At 70.6% G+C, this 16,198-nt stretch carries 14 protein-coding genes; 6 read left to right on the top strand and 8 right to left on the bottom strand.

Annotation, left to right across the window (positions count from 1 at the left end; translation table 11 throughout):
* Positions 1–268: 268 nt before the first annotated feature.
* Both B1H50_RS03760 and B1H50_RS03755 read left to right on the top strand, forming a co-directional pair.
* Positions 269–910 (top strand): ATP-dependent Clp protease proteolytic subunit, encoded by a 642-nt coding sequence (locus B1H50_RS03760; RefSeq protein WP_080462457.1) that lies wholly within the window; start codon positions 269–271, stop codon positions 908–910.
* A 1-nt stretch (position 911) separates the two neighbouring features.
* Positions 912–1,601, top strand: coding sequence for an ATP-dependent Clp protease proteolytic subunit (locus tag B1H50_RS03755; protein WP_080462456.1), 690 nt, complete (start codon positions 912–914; stop codon positions 1,599–1,601).
* A gap of 233 nt (positions 1,602–1,834) precedes the next feature.
* On the opposite strand, the gene B1H50_RS03750 is transcribed toward B1H50_RS03755, so the two are convergent.
* Positions 1,835–2,227, bottom strand: coding sequence for a type II toxin-antitoxin system VapC family toxin (locus B1H50_RS03750; protein ID WP_080462455.1), 393 nt, complete (start codon positions 2,225–2,227; stop codon positions 1,835–1,837).
* Between the two features lie 46 nt (positions 2,228–2,273).
* Positions 2,274–2,501 (bottom strand): FitA-like ribbon-helix-helix domain-containing protein, encoded by a 228-nt coding sequence (locus tag B1H50_RS03745; RefSeq protein ID WP_080462454.1) that lies wholly within the window; start codon positions 2,499–2,501, stop codon positions 2,274–2,276.
* A 223-nt stretch (positions 2,502–2,724) separates the two neighbouring features.
* Here B1H50_RS03745 and clpX point away from each other — a divergent pair, with 223 nt between their 5' ends.
* Together clpX and B1H50_RS03735 are read left to right on the top strand one after the other, a co-directional pair.
* Positions 2,725–4,026 (top strand): ATP-dependent Clp protease ATP-binding subunit ClpX, encoded by a 1,302-nt coding sequence (gene clpX / locus B1H50_RS03740; protein WP_080462453.1) that lies wholly within the window; start codon positions 2,725–2,727, stop codon positions 4,024–4,026.
* On the top strand, positions 4,023–4,349 hold the full coding sequence (locus B1H50_RS03735; RefSeq protein ID WP_080462452.1) for a chorismate mutase: 327 nt from the start codon (positions 4,023–4,025) through the stop codon (positions 4,347–4,349). Before clpX ends, B1H50_RS03735 begins: the two co-directional genes overlap by 4 nt.
* A 38-nt stretch (positions 4,350–4,387) precedes the next feature.
* On the opposite strand, the gene B1H50_RS03730 is transcribed toward B1H50_RS03735, so the two are convergent.
* The 4 genes from B1H50_RS03730 to proC all read right to left on the bottom strand — a co-directional run bounded on the left by B1H50_RS03730 (position 4,388) and on the right by proC (position 12,154).
* Positions 4,388–6,271, bottom strand: a complete 1,884-nt coding sequence (locus tag B1H50_RS03730) for an AMP-dependent synthetase/ligase (RefSeq protein WP_080462451.1) — start codon at positions 6,269–6,271, stop codon at positions 4,388–4,390.
* Between the two features lie 123 nt (positions 6,272–6,394).
* Positions 6,395–8,233 (bottom strand): AMP-dependent synthetase/ligase, encoded by a 1,839-nt coding sequence (locus B1H50_RS03725; RefSeq protein WP_229657956.1) that lies wholly within the window; start codon positions 8,231–8,233, stop codon positions 6,395–6,397.
* A gap of 101 nt (positions 8,234–8,334) precedes the next feature.
* Entirely contained in the window at positions 8,335–11,136 is a 2,802-nt protein-coding gene (valS, locus tag B1H50_RS03720) for a valine--tRNA ligase (RefSeq protein WP_080462449.1), read from the bottom strand.
* A 193-nt stretch (positions 11,137–11,329) separates the two neighbouring features.
* On the bottom strand, positions 11,330–12,154 hold the full coding sequence (gene proC, locus B1H50_RS03715; RefSeq protein ID WP_080462448.1) for a pyrroline-5-carboxylate reductase: 825 nt from the start codon (positions 12,152–12,154) through the stop codon (positions 11,330–11,332).
* Between the two features lie 129 nt (positions 12,155–12,283).
* Between proC and B1H50_RS03710 the strand changes: the two genes are divergently transcribed.
* Positions 12,284–13,108, top strand: a complete 825-nt coding sequence (locus B1H50_RS03710; RefSeq protein ID WP_080462593.1) for an SDR family oxidoreductase — start codon at positions 12,284–12,286, stop codon at positions 13,106–13,108.
* 664 nt (positions 13,109–13,772) lie between these two features.
* The gene (locus B1H50_RS09615) at positions 13,773–14,324 is read left to right on the top strand and encodes a hypothetical protein (RefSeq protein ID WP_143231757.1); all 552 of its coding nucleotides are present in this window, start codon (positions 13,773–13,775) and stop codon (positions 14,322–14,324) included.
* Between the two features lie 158 nt (positions 14,325–14,482).
* On the opposite strand, the gene B1H50_RS03705 is transcribed toward B1H50_RS09615, so the two are convergent.
* Entirely contained in the window at positions 14,483–15,205 is a 723-nt protein-coding gene (locus B1H50_RS03705) for a sirohydrochlorin chelatase (protein ID WP_080462447.1), read from the bottom strand.
* The gene (locus B1H50_RS03700; protein WP_080462446.1) at positions 15,202–16,164 is read right to left on the bottom strand and encodes a sulfite exporter TauE/SafE family protein; all 963 of its coding nucleotides are present in this window, start codon (positions 16,162–16,164) and stop codon (positions 15,202–15,204) included. Before B1H50_RS03700 ends, B1H50_RS03705 begins: the two co-directional genes overlap by 4 nt.
* Between the last annotated feature and the right edge of the window lie 34 nt (positions 16,165–16,198).

The raw sequence follows: 16,198 nt of genomic DNA, 5'->3' as shown, positions 1-16,198 counted from the left end.
GGTCCCCGGCGCCGGCCGCGGCCCGCAGAGGCACTCATCGCCTCGTCCCGGGCTGGGTGATGCGCCGCCGCCATGATTCATTCCTGTCGCAGTCGAGAAAAACAAGGATAAGGTCAGGCTAACCCGATCCCCGCGTCCGTGCCACCCCTCCGGTGAGGGGGGGCGGCCGCCCGGCGGACCCTGTGCCGTGAGCGAAAAGGCGACGAGGGCGGGCGTAGAGCTCAGCCGCCTCGCGCTAGCGTTGACCCACCGATACGAGAGGACAGACGTGAGCGAGTTCCACACGCGCCCCGGCGCAGTCGCCGCCCCCAGTGCCCACGAGGGCCAGGGCGCCGGGCTGGGCCTGACCGACTCCATCTACAACAGGCTCCTCAAGGAGCGCATCATCTGGCTGGGATCGGAGGTGCGCGACGACAACGCCAACGCCATCTGCGCCCAGATGCTGCTGCTGGCCGCCGAGGACCCCGAGCGGGACATCTACCTGTACATCAACAGCCCCGGTGGCTCCGTGACCGCCGGCATGGCCATCTACGACACCATGCAGTACGTCCAGCCCGACGTCGTCACCGTCGCCACCGGCATGGCCGCCTCCATGGGCCAGTTCCTGCTCAGCGCCGGGGCCAAGGGCAAGCGATACCTGACCCCGCACGCCCGAGTCCTCATGCACCAGCCCTCCGGAGGCGCGGGCGGATCGGCCACGGACATCCGCATCAACGCCGACCTCATCATCAAGATGAAGCAGGAGCTCGCCGAGATCACGGCCGCCAACACCGGCCACTCCGTCGAGCAGATCATCGCCGACTCGGACCGCGACCACTGGTTCAGCGCCCCCGAGGCCCTCGACTACGGCTTCGTCGACCACATCGTGCGCTCCAGCCGGGAGATCGGCCAGCAGAACGGGGAGAACTGATATGAGCACTCGTCCCTACTTCGAGGCCGTCGCGCGCCAGATGGCCCCCGTCGGCGCTGCCGCCGCCATGCCGCAGTCCCGCTACGTGCTGCCCCAATTCGAGGAGCGCACCGCCTACGGCTTCAAGCGCCAGGACCCCTACGCCAAGCTCTTCGAGGACCGCATCGTCTTCATGGGCGTCCAGGTGGACGACGCCTCCGCCGATGACATCATGGCCCAGCTCCTCGTCCTGGAGTCCCAAGACCCCGATGGGCTCATCACCATGTACATCAACAGCCCCGGCGGCTCCTTCACGGCCCTGACCGCCATCTACGACACGATGCAGTACATCAAGCCGCAGGTGCAGACCGTCTGCCTGGGGCAGGCCGCCTCCGCCGCCGCCGTGCTGCTGGCCGCGGGCAGCCCGGGCAAGCGCCTGGCCCTGCCCAACGCCCGCGTGCTCATTCATCAGCCCGCCATGGAGGGCATGCACGGCCAGGCCAGCGATATCGAGATCATCGCCGACGAGATCGACCGCATGCGCGCCTGGCTGGAGGACACCCTGGCCGCGCACACCGGCCGGGACCGCGATCGGATCCACAACGATCTGGAGCGCGACAAGATCCTCACCGCCACCGCCGCCCGGGACTACGGGATCGTCGACCAGGTGCTCAGCCCGCGCAAGGCCGCACCCTCCCCGCACTCCTCCTGACATCTCATGGCGCCGATCGGTGCCATCCGCCCAGCGGTGCCGATTCCACCCACCGGTGCGTCCTGACCACCAGTGGGTGCGCAGGGTACCGCTCAGTGCGGAGGGCATCGATCGGGGTGGAGTGCGCCGACCGGTGCGGGGAGAGCGCAATTCAAGGCGCCGGAGGCGACACCGGTGCCAGTGGCAGCCGTCGGCGCGGCATGGCCCCCTCCGTGGCCGTTCCGCGAGCTCTGTCAGTTGGAGCGGGGCAGGAGCAGGACCTCGGCGCGGTGGCCTCCGGCGTCGAGTTTGCGATCGCAGGTCACCACGGGGGAGTCGAGGCTTTCCGCGAGAGCGAGATAGGCGGCGTCGTGCGCGGTGTACTGGTGCCGCAGTTCCCAGATCCTCTCGGCGAGGGGAGCTCCTTCGTATCGCCAGATCGTGAGCTCGTAGAAGAAGCGCCGGGCCTCCTGCGCCTCATCGAGGGACAGGAGGCCGCCGAGCACCATGCCGCGCAGGGCGGAGAGCACCTCGAAGTCGATGACCTGAGGAGCCGCGAGCTCCCCCGCGAGCAGGTCAAGGAGCCGGACGCTGGGCGTGCGCCCCACAAGTCCCTCGATGAGTGCCGAGGTATCGATGACGATCACCGGGCCTGCCCCCGCACTGGCCGAGTGGGATGAACGGAGGCCCTACTCACTCCCGACCCTCGCGCACTGCGGAGACGATCTGCTGCGCCGTCGGCCCGTCGCGGCGATCGCGCCGGCGAAGGCGCGCGACCACCTGGGCGTTCGTGGGCCGTGAGGCGATCACTGCCAACTGGGCGGCCGCATAGGCGGACAGGGACATCCCCTCGGCCGCCGCGCGGAGCTTGAGCTCCTCGGCGACTCCCTCATCGACGTCGCGGATGTACAAAGTGGTCACGCGTCTATGCTAGCAGTCTGCTTGCATGATTGAGAATGCCTTGCGCAGCCGTCGGCGCGGCGCTCGGGGCCCCACCACCGGGCGGGCGATCGCTCAGGGGCTCGCCGGGCCCGGCCCTCGCGCCAGGGCGCTCGACCTAATAGGCTGGCGGCACCCCGTTCCCTGATTCCAGCGGCGCTCCCCGCGTCGCCCGGGAGCGGACCCGACCACACAAGGGGGACACGTGCCACGCAATGCCGAGAGCGTCGATCTGCTCAAGTGCTCCTTCTGCGGTAAGAGCCAGAAGCAGGTCAAGAAGCTCATCGCCGGTCCCGGGGTCTACATCTGCGACGAGTGCATCGAGCTGTGCAACGAGATCGTCGACGAGGAGCTCGGCTCCGGCTCCGTCGGCGTTCCCCTCGAGCTGCCCAAGCCGCAGGAGATCTTCGACTTCCTCAATAGCTACGTGATCGGCCAGGAGGGCGCCAAGCGCGCCATGAGCGTGGCCGTCTACAACCACTACAAGCGCGTCCAGGTGCGCGAGCGCGCCGTCGCCGAGGGCGACGGCCTGGAGCTCGGCAAGTCCAACATCCTCCTGCTCGGCCCCACCGGCACCGGCAAGACGCATCTGGCCCGCACCCTGGCCAAGCTCCTGGACGTCCCCTTCTCCATCGTCGACGCCACCGCGCTCACCGAGGCCGGCTACGTGGGCGAGGACGTGGAGAACATCCTCCTCAAGCTCATCCAGGCCGCCGACGGCGACGTCAAGCGCGCCGAGAAGGGCATCATCTACATCGACGAGATCGACAAGATCGGCCGCAAGGCCGAGAACCCCTCGATCACCCGCGACGTCTCCGGCGAGGGCGTGCAGCAGGCGCTGCTCAAGATCATCGAGGGCACCACCGCCTCCGTCCCACCGGGGGGCGGACGCAAGCACCCCCACCAGGAATTCCTCGAGATCGACACGACGAACATCCTGTTCATCGCCGCCGGCGCCTTCGCCGGCATCGAGGAGATCGTGCGCGCCCGCCAGCGCAAGGAGGCCGGCGCCCAGCTCGTCGGCTTCGGCGCGACGCTGGCCAAGGACCAGGCCAAGGACGTCTTCACCTCCCCGGTGCGCCCCGAGGACCTGCACACCTTCGGCCTCATCCCCGAGTTCATCGGCCGTCTGCCCGTCATCGCCACCGTGCAGGACCTCGGCGTGCCCGAGCTCGTGCGCGTCATGACCGAGCCCAAGAACGCCCTCGTCTCCCAGTACCAGTACCTTTTCGGGCTCGACGGCGTCGAGCTCGTCTTCACCGACGAGGCCATCGAGGCCATCGCCGCCAAGGCCCTGGAGCGCAAGACCGGCGCGAGAGGCCTGACCTCCATCGTCGAGGAGGTCCTGGGCGAGGCCATGTTCGAAGTTCCCTCCATGCCCGAGGTCGGATGCGTCGTCGTCGACGCCGACGCCGTGCGCGGCACCGCCCTGCCCCGCTACGAGGCCGGTACCGGCTCGCTCAGCTCCACCCGCAAGGCCGAGCAGTCCAGGAGCCGGACCGCATGAGCGCTTCCGTGGCCGTTGAGCGGGACATCCCCGGGGTACCTGCCGATCTCGCGCGCTACCGCGTCACCATCGACAACCTCGACGCAGCCCTCGTCCACCTCCTCGCCGAGCGCTTCCGCTGCACCCAGCAGGTCGGCGAGCTCAAGGCGCGCCTCGATCTGCCGCCGTCGGACCCCGAGCGGGAGGCCCGCCAGGTGGCCCGCCTGCGGGCGCTGGCCGAGGACTCCGGGCTCGACCCCGTCTTCGCGGAGAAGTTCTTCGCCTTCATCGTCGCGGAGGTCATCCACCACCACGAGGCGATCCGCGACGAGCTCTCCGCCTGAGGGGCCCTCCCGGAAGCCCGCGGCCCGGGACGCCCCCCTCAGGCCACCGGCCTGCTGTAGAGCGCGTCGATCTCATCGGCGAAGCGCTCCAGCGCCTCCGTCCGGCGCACCTTGAACGAGGGCGTGAGCAGGCCGTTGTCGATCGTGAAATCGCCCGGCAACACTGTGAAGGTCCGGATCGACTCCGCCCGGGAGACAGTCTCATTGGCCCGGGCCACCGCCCGCTCCAGAGCCGCGCGCACGCGCGGGTCGCTCACCGCCGACACGGGGTCGAGATCCTCGATCCCGTGGGAGGCGAGCCACAGCGGCAGCATCTCCGCGTCCAGCGTCACCAGGGCGCCGATGCAGGGGCGGTTGTCGCCCACGACGAGCACCTGGCTGACCAGCGGGTGGCCGCGCAGACGGTCCTCCAGGACCGCGGGGGCCACGTTCTTGCCCCCGGCGGTGACGATGAGCTCCTTCTTGCGGCCAGTGATGCGCAGCGAGCCGTCATCCTCGAACGCGCCGACATCGCCCGTGCGCAGCCAGCCATCGGCGGTGAGCGCCTCGGCCGTGGCCTCGGGGTTGGCGTGGTAGCCGCGGAACAGGCCGATACCGCGCACGAGGATCTCGCCGTCGTCGGCCAGGCGCAGTTCAGTGCCCGGCATGGGGCCGCCCACCGTGCCGATCCGCATGCTCGCAGGCAGGGTGACGGCGCAGGGCGCGGAGGTCTCGGTCAGGCCGTAGCCCTCCAGGACGGTCACCCCCGCGCCCCGGTAGTAGTGGCCGAGTCTCTCCCCCAGGGGACCGCCGCCGCTGATGACATGCGTGACCCTCCCGCCCAGGACGGCGCGCAGCTTGGAGAACACGAGCCGGTCGAAGACCCTCATCTGCGCCCGCAGGCCGCGACCGGGCCCTTGCGGGGTGTCCAGGGCGCGCGAGTAGGCGATCGCCGTCTTGGCGGCCAGGCGGAAGACCTTCTGCCTGTTGCCGGTCGAGCGCGCGTCCGCGGCGTTGTAGATCTTCTCGAAGACCCTCGGCACGGCGACGACGAAGGTGGGCGAGAAGGTCGCCAGGTCGTCCACGAGGTGCTTGACATCCGGGGCGTGGCCCATGACGCCGCGCTCGGAGCACACGATGGCGATCTCGATGAACCGCCCCAGCACATGGGCCAGGGGGAGGAATATGAGGGCGCGCACCTCTTCGGCGCCGAGGATCTCGGGAACGTGCTCGCAGGTGTTGACGCCCAACTGGATGAGATTGCCGTGAGTGAGCTCCACCCCCTTGGGGCGCCCCGTGGTGCCCGAGGTGTAGACGATCGTCGCCAGGTCCGCGCTGGTGAGCGCGCAGGCGCGGGCGTCGAGCCCGGCGCGGTCCACGCTTTTGCCCGCGGCGATGAGGTCCGTGATCGCGCCGCGGGACAGGCACATGACCCGCAGCTCCGCCAGAGTCGCCTGATCGGCACCGTGGGTGCGGATCGCTTCCACCATCTGCTCCATGCCGGCGTTCTCGACGACCACCAGCCTCACGGAGGCGTCGGTGAGGATCCACTCGGCCTGCTGGGCGGAGGAGGTCTCATAGATCGGCACGACGACGAGGCCCGCCTCCCAGGCGGCGAAGTCCAGGAGGGTCCACTCGAAGCAGGTGTGGGACATGATCGCGATCGCGTCCCCGGGGCGCAGCCCGAGCGACATGAACCCGGCCGCCACCTCTCGGACCTGGGCGTGGAAAGCCGTCGCGCTCATGGGGATCCAGCGGCGCCCGACCGAGGGCTTGCGGGCGACGAGCGGGGCGGACGGCGAGCGGCGCACGCGCTCGGCCAGCGCCCACGGGGCCGTCATCCCATCATGGACGGGGACCGCCAGCGGGGTGGAGCGGGTGGTGCTGTCAGCGTGCTGCTGGAGGGCCGCCGGCTCGGTGCCGGGCTGTGCGGGGCTCGTCATGACCCCATCATCGCCCGCCGATGCGTCCGGCGGGGCCCGAATACGGCCACCTGTGGCTGCGGCGCCCCGCCGGCGACCCCAAAGAGGGTCTCTGACCTGCGACTTCCGCTGATCGTGAGCGTGTCAGGCCTCCGGGCCCCGGCGTTTGCCGGCGTAGATGGAGGTGATGGCGTCGGCGTAGGCCTCCATGACGGCGGCCCGCTTGACCTTCAGCGAGGGCGTGAGCAGGCCGTTCGCCTCCGTGAAATCCGTGGTGAGCACGCGGAACTCGCGGATCGACTCGGCCCGGGAGACCGCCTCGTTGGTGCGGGCAACGGCGCGCTCCAGCGCGGCGAGCACCTGCGGGTGGGACGAGGCCTCGACCACGCCCATCTCCGGCAGGCCGTGGTTGCGCAGCCACAGGGGCAGCATCTCCGCGTCCAGCGTGATGAGCGCGGAGATGAAGGGCTCATCGTCCCCCAGGACGAGGACCTGGCTGACCAGGGGGTGGCCGCGCAGGCGGTCCTCGAGGACCGCGGGGGCCACGTTCTTGCCGCCGGCGGTGACGATGAGGTCCTTCTTGCGGCCGGTGATGCGCACCCAGCCGTCCTCATCGATGGCCCCGATGTCACCGGTGCGGAACCACCCATCGGGGGTGAAGGACTCGGCGGTGGCGGCGGGGTTGTTGTGGTAGTTGCGGAACACGCCCAGGCCCCGCACGAGGATCTCCCCGGTCTCATCCACCCGGAGCTCGTTGCCGCACACGGGCGGGCCCACAGTGCCGATCCTGTTGCGCGCGTCGAGGTTGACGCAGGTGGGGCCGATCGTCTCAGTGAGCCCGTAGCCCTCGAGGATCTCCAGGCCCATGCCCCGGTAGAAGTGCCCGAGGCGCTCGCCCAGCGGCCCGCCGCCGGAGATCGCGAAACGGGCGTTGGGACCCAGCAGGGCGCGGATCGTGCGGTAGACGAGGCGGTCGGCCAGCGCGTGCCAGGCGGTCAGCGACGTCGAGGGCCCGGCCGGGGCGTCCAGTGCCCGCGAGTACTCGACGGCGACCTTCGCCGCCCAGCGGAAGGTCCGCAGCCGCATGCCGCTGCCCGCCTTGGCGTCGGCGGCGTTGTAGATCTTCTCCAGCACGCGCGGCACGGCCAGCACATAGGAGGGGCCGAAGGCCTGAAGGTCCGGCAGGAGGGTCTTGACATCCGGGGTGTGCCCGAGCACGCCCTGGCCCGCCAGGGACAGCAGCTCCAGGCAGCGCGCGTAGGAGTGCGCCAGCGGCAGGAAGAGCAGCAGGCGCGTGTCCGCGCGGTAGAGGAGGTCCGGGATCCAGCGGACGCCGTTGTGCGCCAGGCCCGCCGCGTTGCGGTGGGTGATCTCGACGCCCCTGGGGCGGCCCGTCGTGCCGGAGGTGTAGATGATGGAGAAGATGTCCTCGGGGCGCACCGCGGCCGAGCGATCCTCGACGACGGCCCGCGAGATCGCGCGCCCGGCCGTCGTCAGCTCGGTGAGGGCGTCGCGGTCCAGGGACAGGACCCGGGGGCCCGCGGCGTCGGGGCCGGCGGCCGAGCGGGCCTTGATGGCGGCGTCCACGACGAGCGCGTGGCCGGAGGTCTCGGTGATGACGAGGCGGACGTCGGCGTCGTCGAGGATCCACTCGATCTGCTCGGCCGAATCGGTCTCGTAGATGGGCACGGAGACCAGCCCGGCGCGGGCGATCGCCATGTCCAGGAGCGTCCACTCGTAGCAGGTGCGGGACATGAGCGCCACGCTCGTGCCCGCCTCCAGGCCCAGGCCGATGAGCCCCGCGGCGATCCGGGCGACCTCCTCGCCGAAGGCCCGGGCGGTGATCGGCGTCCATGAGCCCAGTGAGCTGCGCCGCTCGATGATGGGGCGCTCCGAGGTGCGCGCGATGCGGTCGGCCAGCAGCCAGGGGACGGTCCACTGCGACTCAGTGTCGCTGTTGTCACAGATGCCGGACGCGCCCATGGTCGGGGGGCTGGAGGCGACGCCGTCGACGACGGTCGTGGCCCCCAGGGACGGGTGGGGCGCGGTGCCGGCAGGGACAGGGCTCCGTTGCGGCACAGTCCTCAGCCTTTCTTCGGCCTGGCCGGGGCCTCGCCGAGCTCGACGGCGGTGACGGTCACGGCCGGGGCCTCGCCGTCGTCGCCCGCGCGCGGCTCGGCCACGGCCAGGGTCATCGGGCCCGTCACCTTCGCGGCCTCGAGGAGGTCGGCGCGAACCGCCTCCACGCTCGCCTCGGCCTCGGGGGCCACGGCCAGCGCCACGGACAGGATCGGCGTCCTCTGGCTCGTCTTGGCCTCCGACTTGACCTTGCGCAGCGCCGCCAGCGCCTGGCCGGCGCGGACCACGAGGGCGGCGTCGGCGCCGGCGGAGGCCTCGCGCAGGGGCGCGGCCTCGGGCCAGGCGGCGCGGTGGACGCTGCCGGTGCGGTACCAGCTCCACACCTCCTCCGTGGCGAAGGGCAGGAAGGGCGCGAAGAGGCGCACGAAGGTGTCCACGGCGATGGCCAGGGCGGTGCGGGCGCTCGTGACGGCGGCCGGGTCGTGGGAGCCGTCCAGGTCATTGGCCCGGTCCTTGACGAGCTCGATGTAGTCGTCGCAGAAGGTCCAGAAGAAGGACTCTGCGGCCTCCAGGGCGCGGGCGTGCTCGAAGCCCTCGAAGGCGATGGTCGCGGCATCCACGACATCCGCCAGGGCCGCCAGAACGGCCCGGTCGATCGGCTCGGTGACGGCGGTGGCGTCCAGGTGCGGCGCGGGGGCGGCCGCGAGGGCCTCCTCGTCCGCATCCCAGGGCAGGCCCATGGACAGGGCGAACTTGGAGGCGTTGAGGAGCTTGATGGCCAGGCGGCGGCCGATCTTGATCTGCTGCTCCTCGAAGGCCGCGTCCAGGCCCAGGCGGGCCGAGGCCGCCCAGTAGCGCACGGCGTCGGCCCCGAACTTCTCCAGCAGGCCCATGGGGGTCTCGGCGTTGCCCTTGGACTTGCTCATCTTCTTGTGGTCCGAGTCCAGGATCCATCCGGAGATGCCCGCGTGCCTCCAGGGCAGGGCGCCGAACTCCAGGTCCGCGCGCACCACGGAGGAGAACAGCCAGGTGCGGATGATGTCCTGGCCCTGAGGGCGCAGGTCCATGGGGTAGACGCGGTTGAAGAGGTCCTCGTCCGTCAGCCAGCCGGAGACCAGCTGGGGGGACAGGGAGGAGGTCGCCCAGGTGTCCATGATGTCGAGCTCGGCAGTGAAGCCGCCCGGCCGGTCGCGCTGGTCCTCGGTATAGCCGGCCGGGATATCCGAGGAGGGATCGATCGGCAGCTCGGCCTCGGCAGGGGTCAGGACGCGGGAGTGGTCCACCTCTCCGTCGTCGTCGATCGCGTACCAGACGGGGAAAGGCACCCCGAAGAAGCGCTGACGGGAGATGAGCCAGTCGTTGTTGAGGCCCTTGACCCAGTTCTCATAGCGCACCCGCATGAAATCGGGGTGGAAGTCGAGCTCGGCGCCACGAGCGAGCAGGTCGGCGCGAAGATCGGAGCCCGTGGCCGGATTCGTCCAGTCCTTCCCGCCGTTGCGCAGGTACCACTGGCGGGAGGTGACGATCTCCAGGGGCTTGTCGCCCTTCTCGAAGAAGTTCGTCTGGCGGGTGGTCGCGGTCGGCTCGCCGCGCATCTCGCCGCTGGCGGCCAGGGCGGCAACGATGGTCTCCCGCGCCGAATAGGTGGTCTTGCCGGCCATGGCCGCGTAGGCCTCACGGCCCGCCCCGGTGGTGATCCAGTCGGGGGTCTCGGCCTCGATGCGCCCGTCCTTGCGCAGGATGGCGCGCAGCGGCAGGCCGAGGTCCCGCCACCACTCGATGTCCGTGGTGTCGCCGAAGGTGCAGCACATGGCGATGCCGGCGCCCTTGTCCCTCTCCGCCGCTGGGTGGGCCAGGACCGGGACCTCGACGCCGAAGACGGGGGAGGCCACGGTCGTGCCCAGCAGCGGCCGGTAGCGCTCGTCATCGGGATGCGCGATGAGCGCCACGCAGGCAGCGAGCAGCTCGGGGCGCGTGGTCTCGATGCACACGTCATGGGTGCCGGCCGGGCCGGTCTCGATGGGGGCGCCCGCCGCGGCCGCGCGCTCGGCGGCGTCGGCGTCGACGATGTGGAAGGCCAGGCGGTGGTAGAAGCCCGGGTACTCGCGGGACTCGAGCTCCGCCTGGGCGACGGCGGTCTGGAAGGTGACGTCCCACAGGCCCGGGGCCGCCGCCTGGTAGGCCTCGCCGCGCTCCAGGTTGCGCAGGAAGGCGGCCTGGGCGACCTTGCGGGCGCGCTCGCCGATGGTCTGGTAGGTCTGCTTCCAGTCCACGCTCAGCCCGAGCCGGCGCCACAGGGCCTCGAACTGGGCCTCGTCGATGGCAGTCAGGCGCTCGCAGAGCTCGACGAAGTTGCGCCGCGAGATCGGCTTCTGGTCCCTGGCCTTGATGGACTTGCCCTCACCGCCGGTGCGCGGGGGGGTGAAGTCGGGGTCGTAGGGCAGGCAGGGGTCGCAGCGCACGCCGTAGTAGTTCTGGACGCGGCGCTCGGTGGGCAGGCCGTTGTCATCCCAGCCCATGGGGTAGAAGACCGCCTTGCCGCGCATCCGCTGGTAGCGGGCGAGGGCATCCGTGTGCGTGTAGGAGAAGACGTGCCCCACGTGCAGCGAGCCCGACGCCGTCGGGGGAGGGGTGTCGATGGAGAAGACCTCGGGGCGCTCGGCGGAGCGGTCGAAGGCGTAGGTTCCGTCCTCCTCCCAGCGCTGCCCCCAGGTGGACTCCAGGCCGTCGGCGCTCACCTTGGCCGGCACGCGCGGGCTGCGGAGCTGCGAGGGGATGAAACGGGATGAGTTGCTGGGCTGCGACATGCCGCTGATTCTGTCACGGTGCCGCCTCGGCGCTCCAAGTAGGTGGGATGACGCGCCTGTGAGGTGGGCTACCAGGCCGCGAGGTTCGGGACCGGGCTCCCATCGGCCGGCCCCAGCCCCTCTTCTCGGCCCGAGGACCGGTTTCGATGCCGTTTTCGACCGGTCTCGCTCCTGTTTTCGACCGGTCTCGCTCCTAGGATCCCAGCTCGCGGTCCCTGGTGACCGTGGCCTCGAAAGCCCGCACGACGGCATCGGAGAATCCCGCGCGCTCCATCGCCGTCAGCCCGGCGATCGTCGTGCCGCCCGGCGAGCAGATGGCGTCGATGAGATCCGCCGGGGTGCGGGGCGGCTCGGCGGCGCTGCCCGCCCGGGCGGCCAGCGCCGAGCCCAGCACGGCCTGGGTGACGATCTCGACCGCCGTGCTCTTGGGGATCCCGCCCAGAACGCCCGCCCGGGACAGCGCCTCGATGAAGGCCAGGACGAAGGCGGGGGAGGATCCCGCCAAGCCCACGAAGGCGGAGAAGTCCTTGTCCTCCAGTTCCACGGTGCGCCCGACGGCGCCCATGAGCGCGCGCACCGGCGCCATGGCAGTCTCATCCACACCCGGGCCCGCCGCCAGCGCCGTCATCGAGGCGCCCACCCCGGCGGCCATGTTCGGCATCGCCCGCACCACCCGGGCGCCGGCGGGCAGGAGGGCACTCAGACGCGAGAGGGTGAGCCCCGCGGCAATGGACAGCACGAGTGGTGATCGCTCGGCCAGTACGGGGGCGATCCCCTCCACGACCCCGGGCAGCACCTGCGGCTTGACCGCGAGGATGAGGACGTCGCCCGCCCCCAGGCGGCGCAGGAGGGCGGCGGAGTCGGGCACGTGCTCAGCGCCCGTCTCCTCGGCCAGGGCCCTGGCCGAGCCATGGGCGCTTGTGATGAGGAGGGAAGCAGGGGCGATGCCCGCGCCGATCGCCCCTCGAACGATCGCGCCCGCCATGTTCCCCGCGCCGATGAAACCGTAGATCGTCATCGCCCCAGGCTACTCGCCCGGTGAGCGATGGCACCGGGGGGAGGGCGATCTCATCCGGCCCTCTTCGATCTCTGCCCACCTCGGATGATCCATATGGCGCAGGCCCGGGAGGCGGTCCACAATGGCCGTATGAGCACCCCAGACCCCGCACGACCAGCGCCCGCCGGGCCCACCGCCGATCCCGCCATCGAGTCCGCCACTGAGTCCGTCCCGGTGCGCCGCGCGCTCGTCACCGGCGCCTCCACCGGGATCGGGGCCGCCACCGTCCGTCTCCTGCGGGCCCACGGATGGGAGGTCGTCGCCACCGCCCGGCGCATTGAGCGCCTGGCCGCCCTGGCCGCCGAGACCGGCTGCGCCTGGATCACCGCCGATCTGCAGAGGCCGGGGGACATCGAGCGCCTGGCCCGTCAGGCCCAGGCGGCCGGTCCCATCGACGCCGTGGTCAACAACGCCGGCGGCGCGATCGGCGTCGACCCCGTGGCCGAGGGCAAGCCCGAGGAATGGCTGACCATGTACGAGCGCAACGTCCTGGGGGCGCTGCGCGTGAGCCAGGCCTTCCTGCCCGCGATGCGCGAGCGCGGCGGCGACCTCCTCTTCCTCACCTCCACGGCCGGCCAGGCCACCTACCCCGGGGGCGCGGGCTACGTGGCCGCCAAGCATGCCGAGCGCATCATCGCCAACACCCTGCGCCTCGAGCTCGTCGGCGAGCCCGTGCGGGTCATCGAGATCGCCCCGGGGCTGGTGGCCACGGAGGAGTTCTCCCTCAACCGCCTCCACGGCGACGCCGCCGCGGCCGCGCGCGTCTACGAGGGCGTCGCGGCCCCGCTGACGGCCGACGACGTCGCCGAGTGCATTGTGTGGGCCCTGGAGCGCCCCGCCCACGTCAATATCGATTCCCTCACCGTGCGCCCCCGCGCCCAGGCCTCCAACACTGTCATCGCGCGCGACAGTTGAGCGGCGCCGCCCGCCCCGACAGGTGCGGTTCGCTCCCACAGGCGCGGGCGGGACGCGCCTCTCGGGGCGGGTGGCACCGGCCGCACCTGAAGGCGAGGATCGCCATAGGGATTCTTCTGGTTCGGAGCGGTCGGCCAGGACGTGGACGTCCCTGAATTCCCCGTGCTTGTCCGAGTCTCCCAGGGCTCTTCGGGGGCGCCGATCGGGGTGAGTGGGCTCCTGCCTGCGGCTCCCAGCGCCTCATGCGGGCATCTGTCAGCAGTGGCGGGATGCCGGTGTTCGAAAACGAGGTAACACCGCCACTCCAGAGGAGTGATTTTTATCACATAATAGCATATGACCTGGAGGTTTGTGACACACTTTCATCGAGTGGAGTTCCGCTCAAACCTCGGGGAGGTGCGATGAAGGGATTGCATATCTGTGCTCTGAAGGCGCTCACTGTAGGGGCGTGCCTTCTCGCTTCGATGTGGACTATGCGAGATGAGGGCCTGTCATTGAGATCATTTCTCGTGCTGATGCTCACGCTGCTGCTCTTCTCGATGTACGTGCTCCCGTCTCGGATGAAGCGGCATCGGGGTGATCGCCTCTCGTGTCGCGCTGATGGTTATCCGTTCAACAATGGCTCTTGGAGGGATGATTGATCATGGCCTCTCAAGGCTCGAACATGAAGATGGTCCGAAGTCTCTCCCTTGTGTCGCTAACTGCGGTATTGGCACTGAGCGCCTCCGGGAGTGCGAGTGCATCCACTGTTGGCGAGGGATGGTCTGTGCCTGCCCCAGGGATCTCCTCGAGTTCATCTGGCGCACCCTTGTCGCTATCTGGTGGTGATAATAGTGATCTTATCGTTACTGCCGAAGTTGGTGGTTTCTATTCATGGGACGGGGTTGTGCATTACGTATCTCCCTTGGGTGAATCGATTCCTGTTTCATTGACGTTCTCTTATGGTGGCAGAACGGGGGAGCTGAGTTTTGAGCCTGTGAATTCGACGTCCCTCAAGATTACTGGCGTCAAATCGATTGACATGATTTATTCCGTGAATTCCAGTGGCCTTGGTGGTCCGGGGGTGTCAACGGCTCAAGCTACCCGCTCATGCTGGGCCGCCTATATCGCCATGGTCGGGGCAGGGATTATCAGCGTTTCCAATCCGATGTCATTCGCAGCATTTGTGAGCCTCATTGCTTCAGGTGCTATCACTGGTGTCGAGTGCTGGCCGTGATCGATGAAGGACGAGGCCGCTGAGTGCATCGTATGGGCCCCAGAGGCGCTGCCCGCTCCGACAGGTGCGGTTCGCTCCCACAGGTGCGGGCGGGACGCGCCTCTCGGGGCGGGTGGCACCGGCCGATGGGCAGGGGCGCGCTCAGTGCGCGGCGATGCTCAGGCGGCGCGCAGGTAGCGCTCGACGACGACCTCGGCCAGGGCGGCATGGTGGCCGATCGGCGGGGCGAGGACCTCGGCACCGCTGGAGCGCAGGGCCGCTGAGAAGCGCCCCTCGGCCAGCAGGTAGCTGGCCACCGCGATCGAGCGCGCCCCCTCGGCGCGCCATGCCGCCACCGCCTCGCTCACGCTCGGCGCGCCCCCGGACAGGTAGGCGGCGCGCACCGGCGGGCCGACCCTCGACTCCATCTCGCGGGCCGCCCTCTCCGCCTCCCGCACCGGCGCGGCCCGTCGTGATCCCGCTGCGGCCAGGACGATCCCATCCAGATCGCCCCAGTGGGCGCCCCGCTCCTCGAGCCGCGCGCCGAGCCGGTCGACGACGGCGCCGATGAGCGCCGGGTGCGGGCCCAGGTGCTCGGTGATCCTGGCCGGGCCATGCTCGCCCACCATGGCCGGCAAGTCCTTCTCCACGTGATGCCCCGATCCGAGGAAGACCGGCACCACCACCGGGTTCGCTCCGCCCCGAAGAGCCTCAACCGCGCTGGGCGACTGGAACTCGACATACCCGTGACCCACGTCCACCCCGGGCAACCGCGCCGCGACGTCCTGGGCCACGCGCTCCAGGAAGGGCACCGGCCCGGGCCGGCGCGTCCCATGGGCCAGGAGCACGAGGCGGCGGAACCGCTCGGGCGGGTTCCGGCCGGTGATCGCGCCCCCGCTCATAGCCCGGCGCCCACCCGTGCTCCCACGCCCGCCGGCCCGCAGGGCGAGGCCGTGCGGAGCGCCGACTCCCCGGTTCCCGGAGCCGCCGCGGCAAGGCGGCGCGCGCGCCGCGCTCCACGCGCGCTGATGGCGATCAGCGCCGCCAGGACCGGCGCGAGCGCGCCGGTGATCCCGATGGAGAGCGGTGCCGGGGCGCCGAGCCAATGGAGGATCGTCATCAGATTCGTGCACACGATGAGAGCGCCGACACCGCTGCCCAGCACCGGCCCGGGCAGGCGGGAGACCGCCCAGGCGGCCAGCGGGGCCGCGATCGCGCCCCCGGTGAGCACCGCCAGGACCACGCCGATCTCGATCCCGGCCGTCCCCAGACCCGCCAGGAAGCCCGCCGAGGCCGCCACGCTCACGAGGAATTCCGCCGTGTCGACACTTCCGACCACCGTGCGCGGGGCCGTGCGCCCCCGGCTGAGCAGTGTCGTCGTCGCCACGGGCCCCCAGCCGCCCCCGCCGGTGGCGTCGATGAAGCCCGCCAGGAGCCCCAGGGGCGCCAGGGAGCGCGTCGAGTGTGGGCTCCGGCGGGCCGTGGGGGCCGCGAGTGGGCGGATGGCGAAGCGCGCCAGCACGTAGAGCCCGAGCACCAGAAGGATCGTGGAGCTGATCGGAGTGGCCGCCTCGCCGGGCAGATGCGACAGGGCCGTGGCGCCGAGGAACGCTCCCACCGCGCCGGGACCTGCCAGCCGGGCGGTGAGCCGCCAGTCCGTATTGCCCAGCCGGTGGTGGGAGGCCCCCGAGACAACGGTCGTGCCGATCTCGGCCAGGTGTACCGAGGCGCTGGCCAGGGCCGGGCTGAGGCCGGCCAGCAGCAGGAGGGAGGAGCTCGTGACGCCGTAGCCCATGCCGAGGGCGCCGTCGACGAGCTGGGCGATGAGGCCGGCGAGGGCCAGGATGATGAGTCTGCGCATGATGTCCTCCGCGTGTGCGTGGTCCCCGGTTCGG

The organism is Actinomyces gaoshouyii (assembly GCF_002072175.1).
Lineage (GTDB): Bacteria > Actinomycetota > Actinomycetes > Actinomycetales > Actinomycetaceae > Actinomyces > Actinomyces gaoshouyii.
The sequence above is the reverse complement of the archived record's forward strand: the minus strand, read 5'-3'. Positions and strand labels throughout refer to the sequence as shown.

Coding starts and splice junctions, on each gene's coding strand:
- B1H50_RS03755 (WP_080462456.1), top strand. CDS start 912: ATGAGCACTCGTCCCTACTTCGAGGCCGTCGCGCGCCAGATGGCCCCC.
- B1H50_RS03735 (WP_080462452.1), top strand. CDS start 4,023: ATGAGCGCTTCCGTGGCCGTTGAGCGGGACATCCCCGGGGTACCTGCC.
- B1H50_RS03730 (WP_080462451.1), bottom strand. CDS start 6,271: ATGACGAGCCCCGCACAGCCCGGCACCGAGCCGGCGGCCCTCCAGCAG.
- B1H50_RS03725 (WP_229657956.1), bottom strand. CDS start 8,233: ATGGGCGCGTCCGGCATCTGTGACAACAGCGACACTGAGTCGCAGTGG.
- valS (WP_080462449.1), bottom strand. CDS start 11,136: ATGTCGCAGCCCAGCAACTCATCCCGTTTCATCCCCTCGCAGCTCCGC.
- proC (WP_080462448.1), bottom strand. CDS start 12,154: ATGACGATCTACGGTTTCATCGGCGCGGGGAACATGGCGGGCGCGATC.
- B1H50_RS03710 (WP_080462593.1), top strand. CDS start 12,284: ATGAGCACCCCAGACCCCGCACGACCAGCGCCCGCCGGGCCCACCGCC.
- B1H50_RS09615 (WP_143231757.1), top strand. CDS start 13,773: ATGAAGATGGTCCGAAGTCTCTCCCTTGTGTCGCTAACTGCGGTATTG.
- B1H50_RS03705 (WP_080462447.1), bottom strand. CDS start 15,205: ATGAGCGGGGGCGCGATCACCGGCCGGAACCCGCCCGAGCGGTTCCGC.
- B1H50_RS03700 (WP_080462446.1), bottom strand. CDS start 16,164: ATGCGCAGACTCATCATCCTGGCCCTCGCCGGCCTCATCGCCCAGCTC.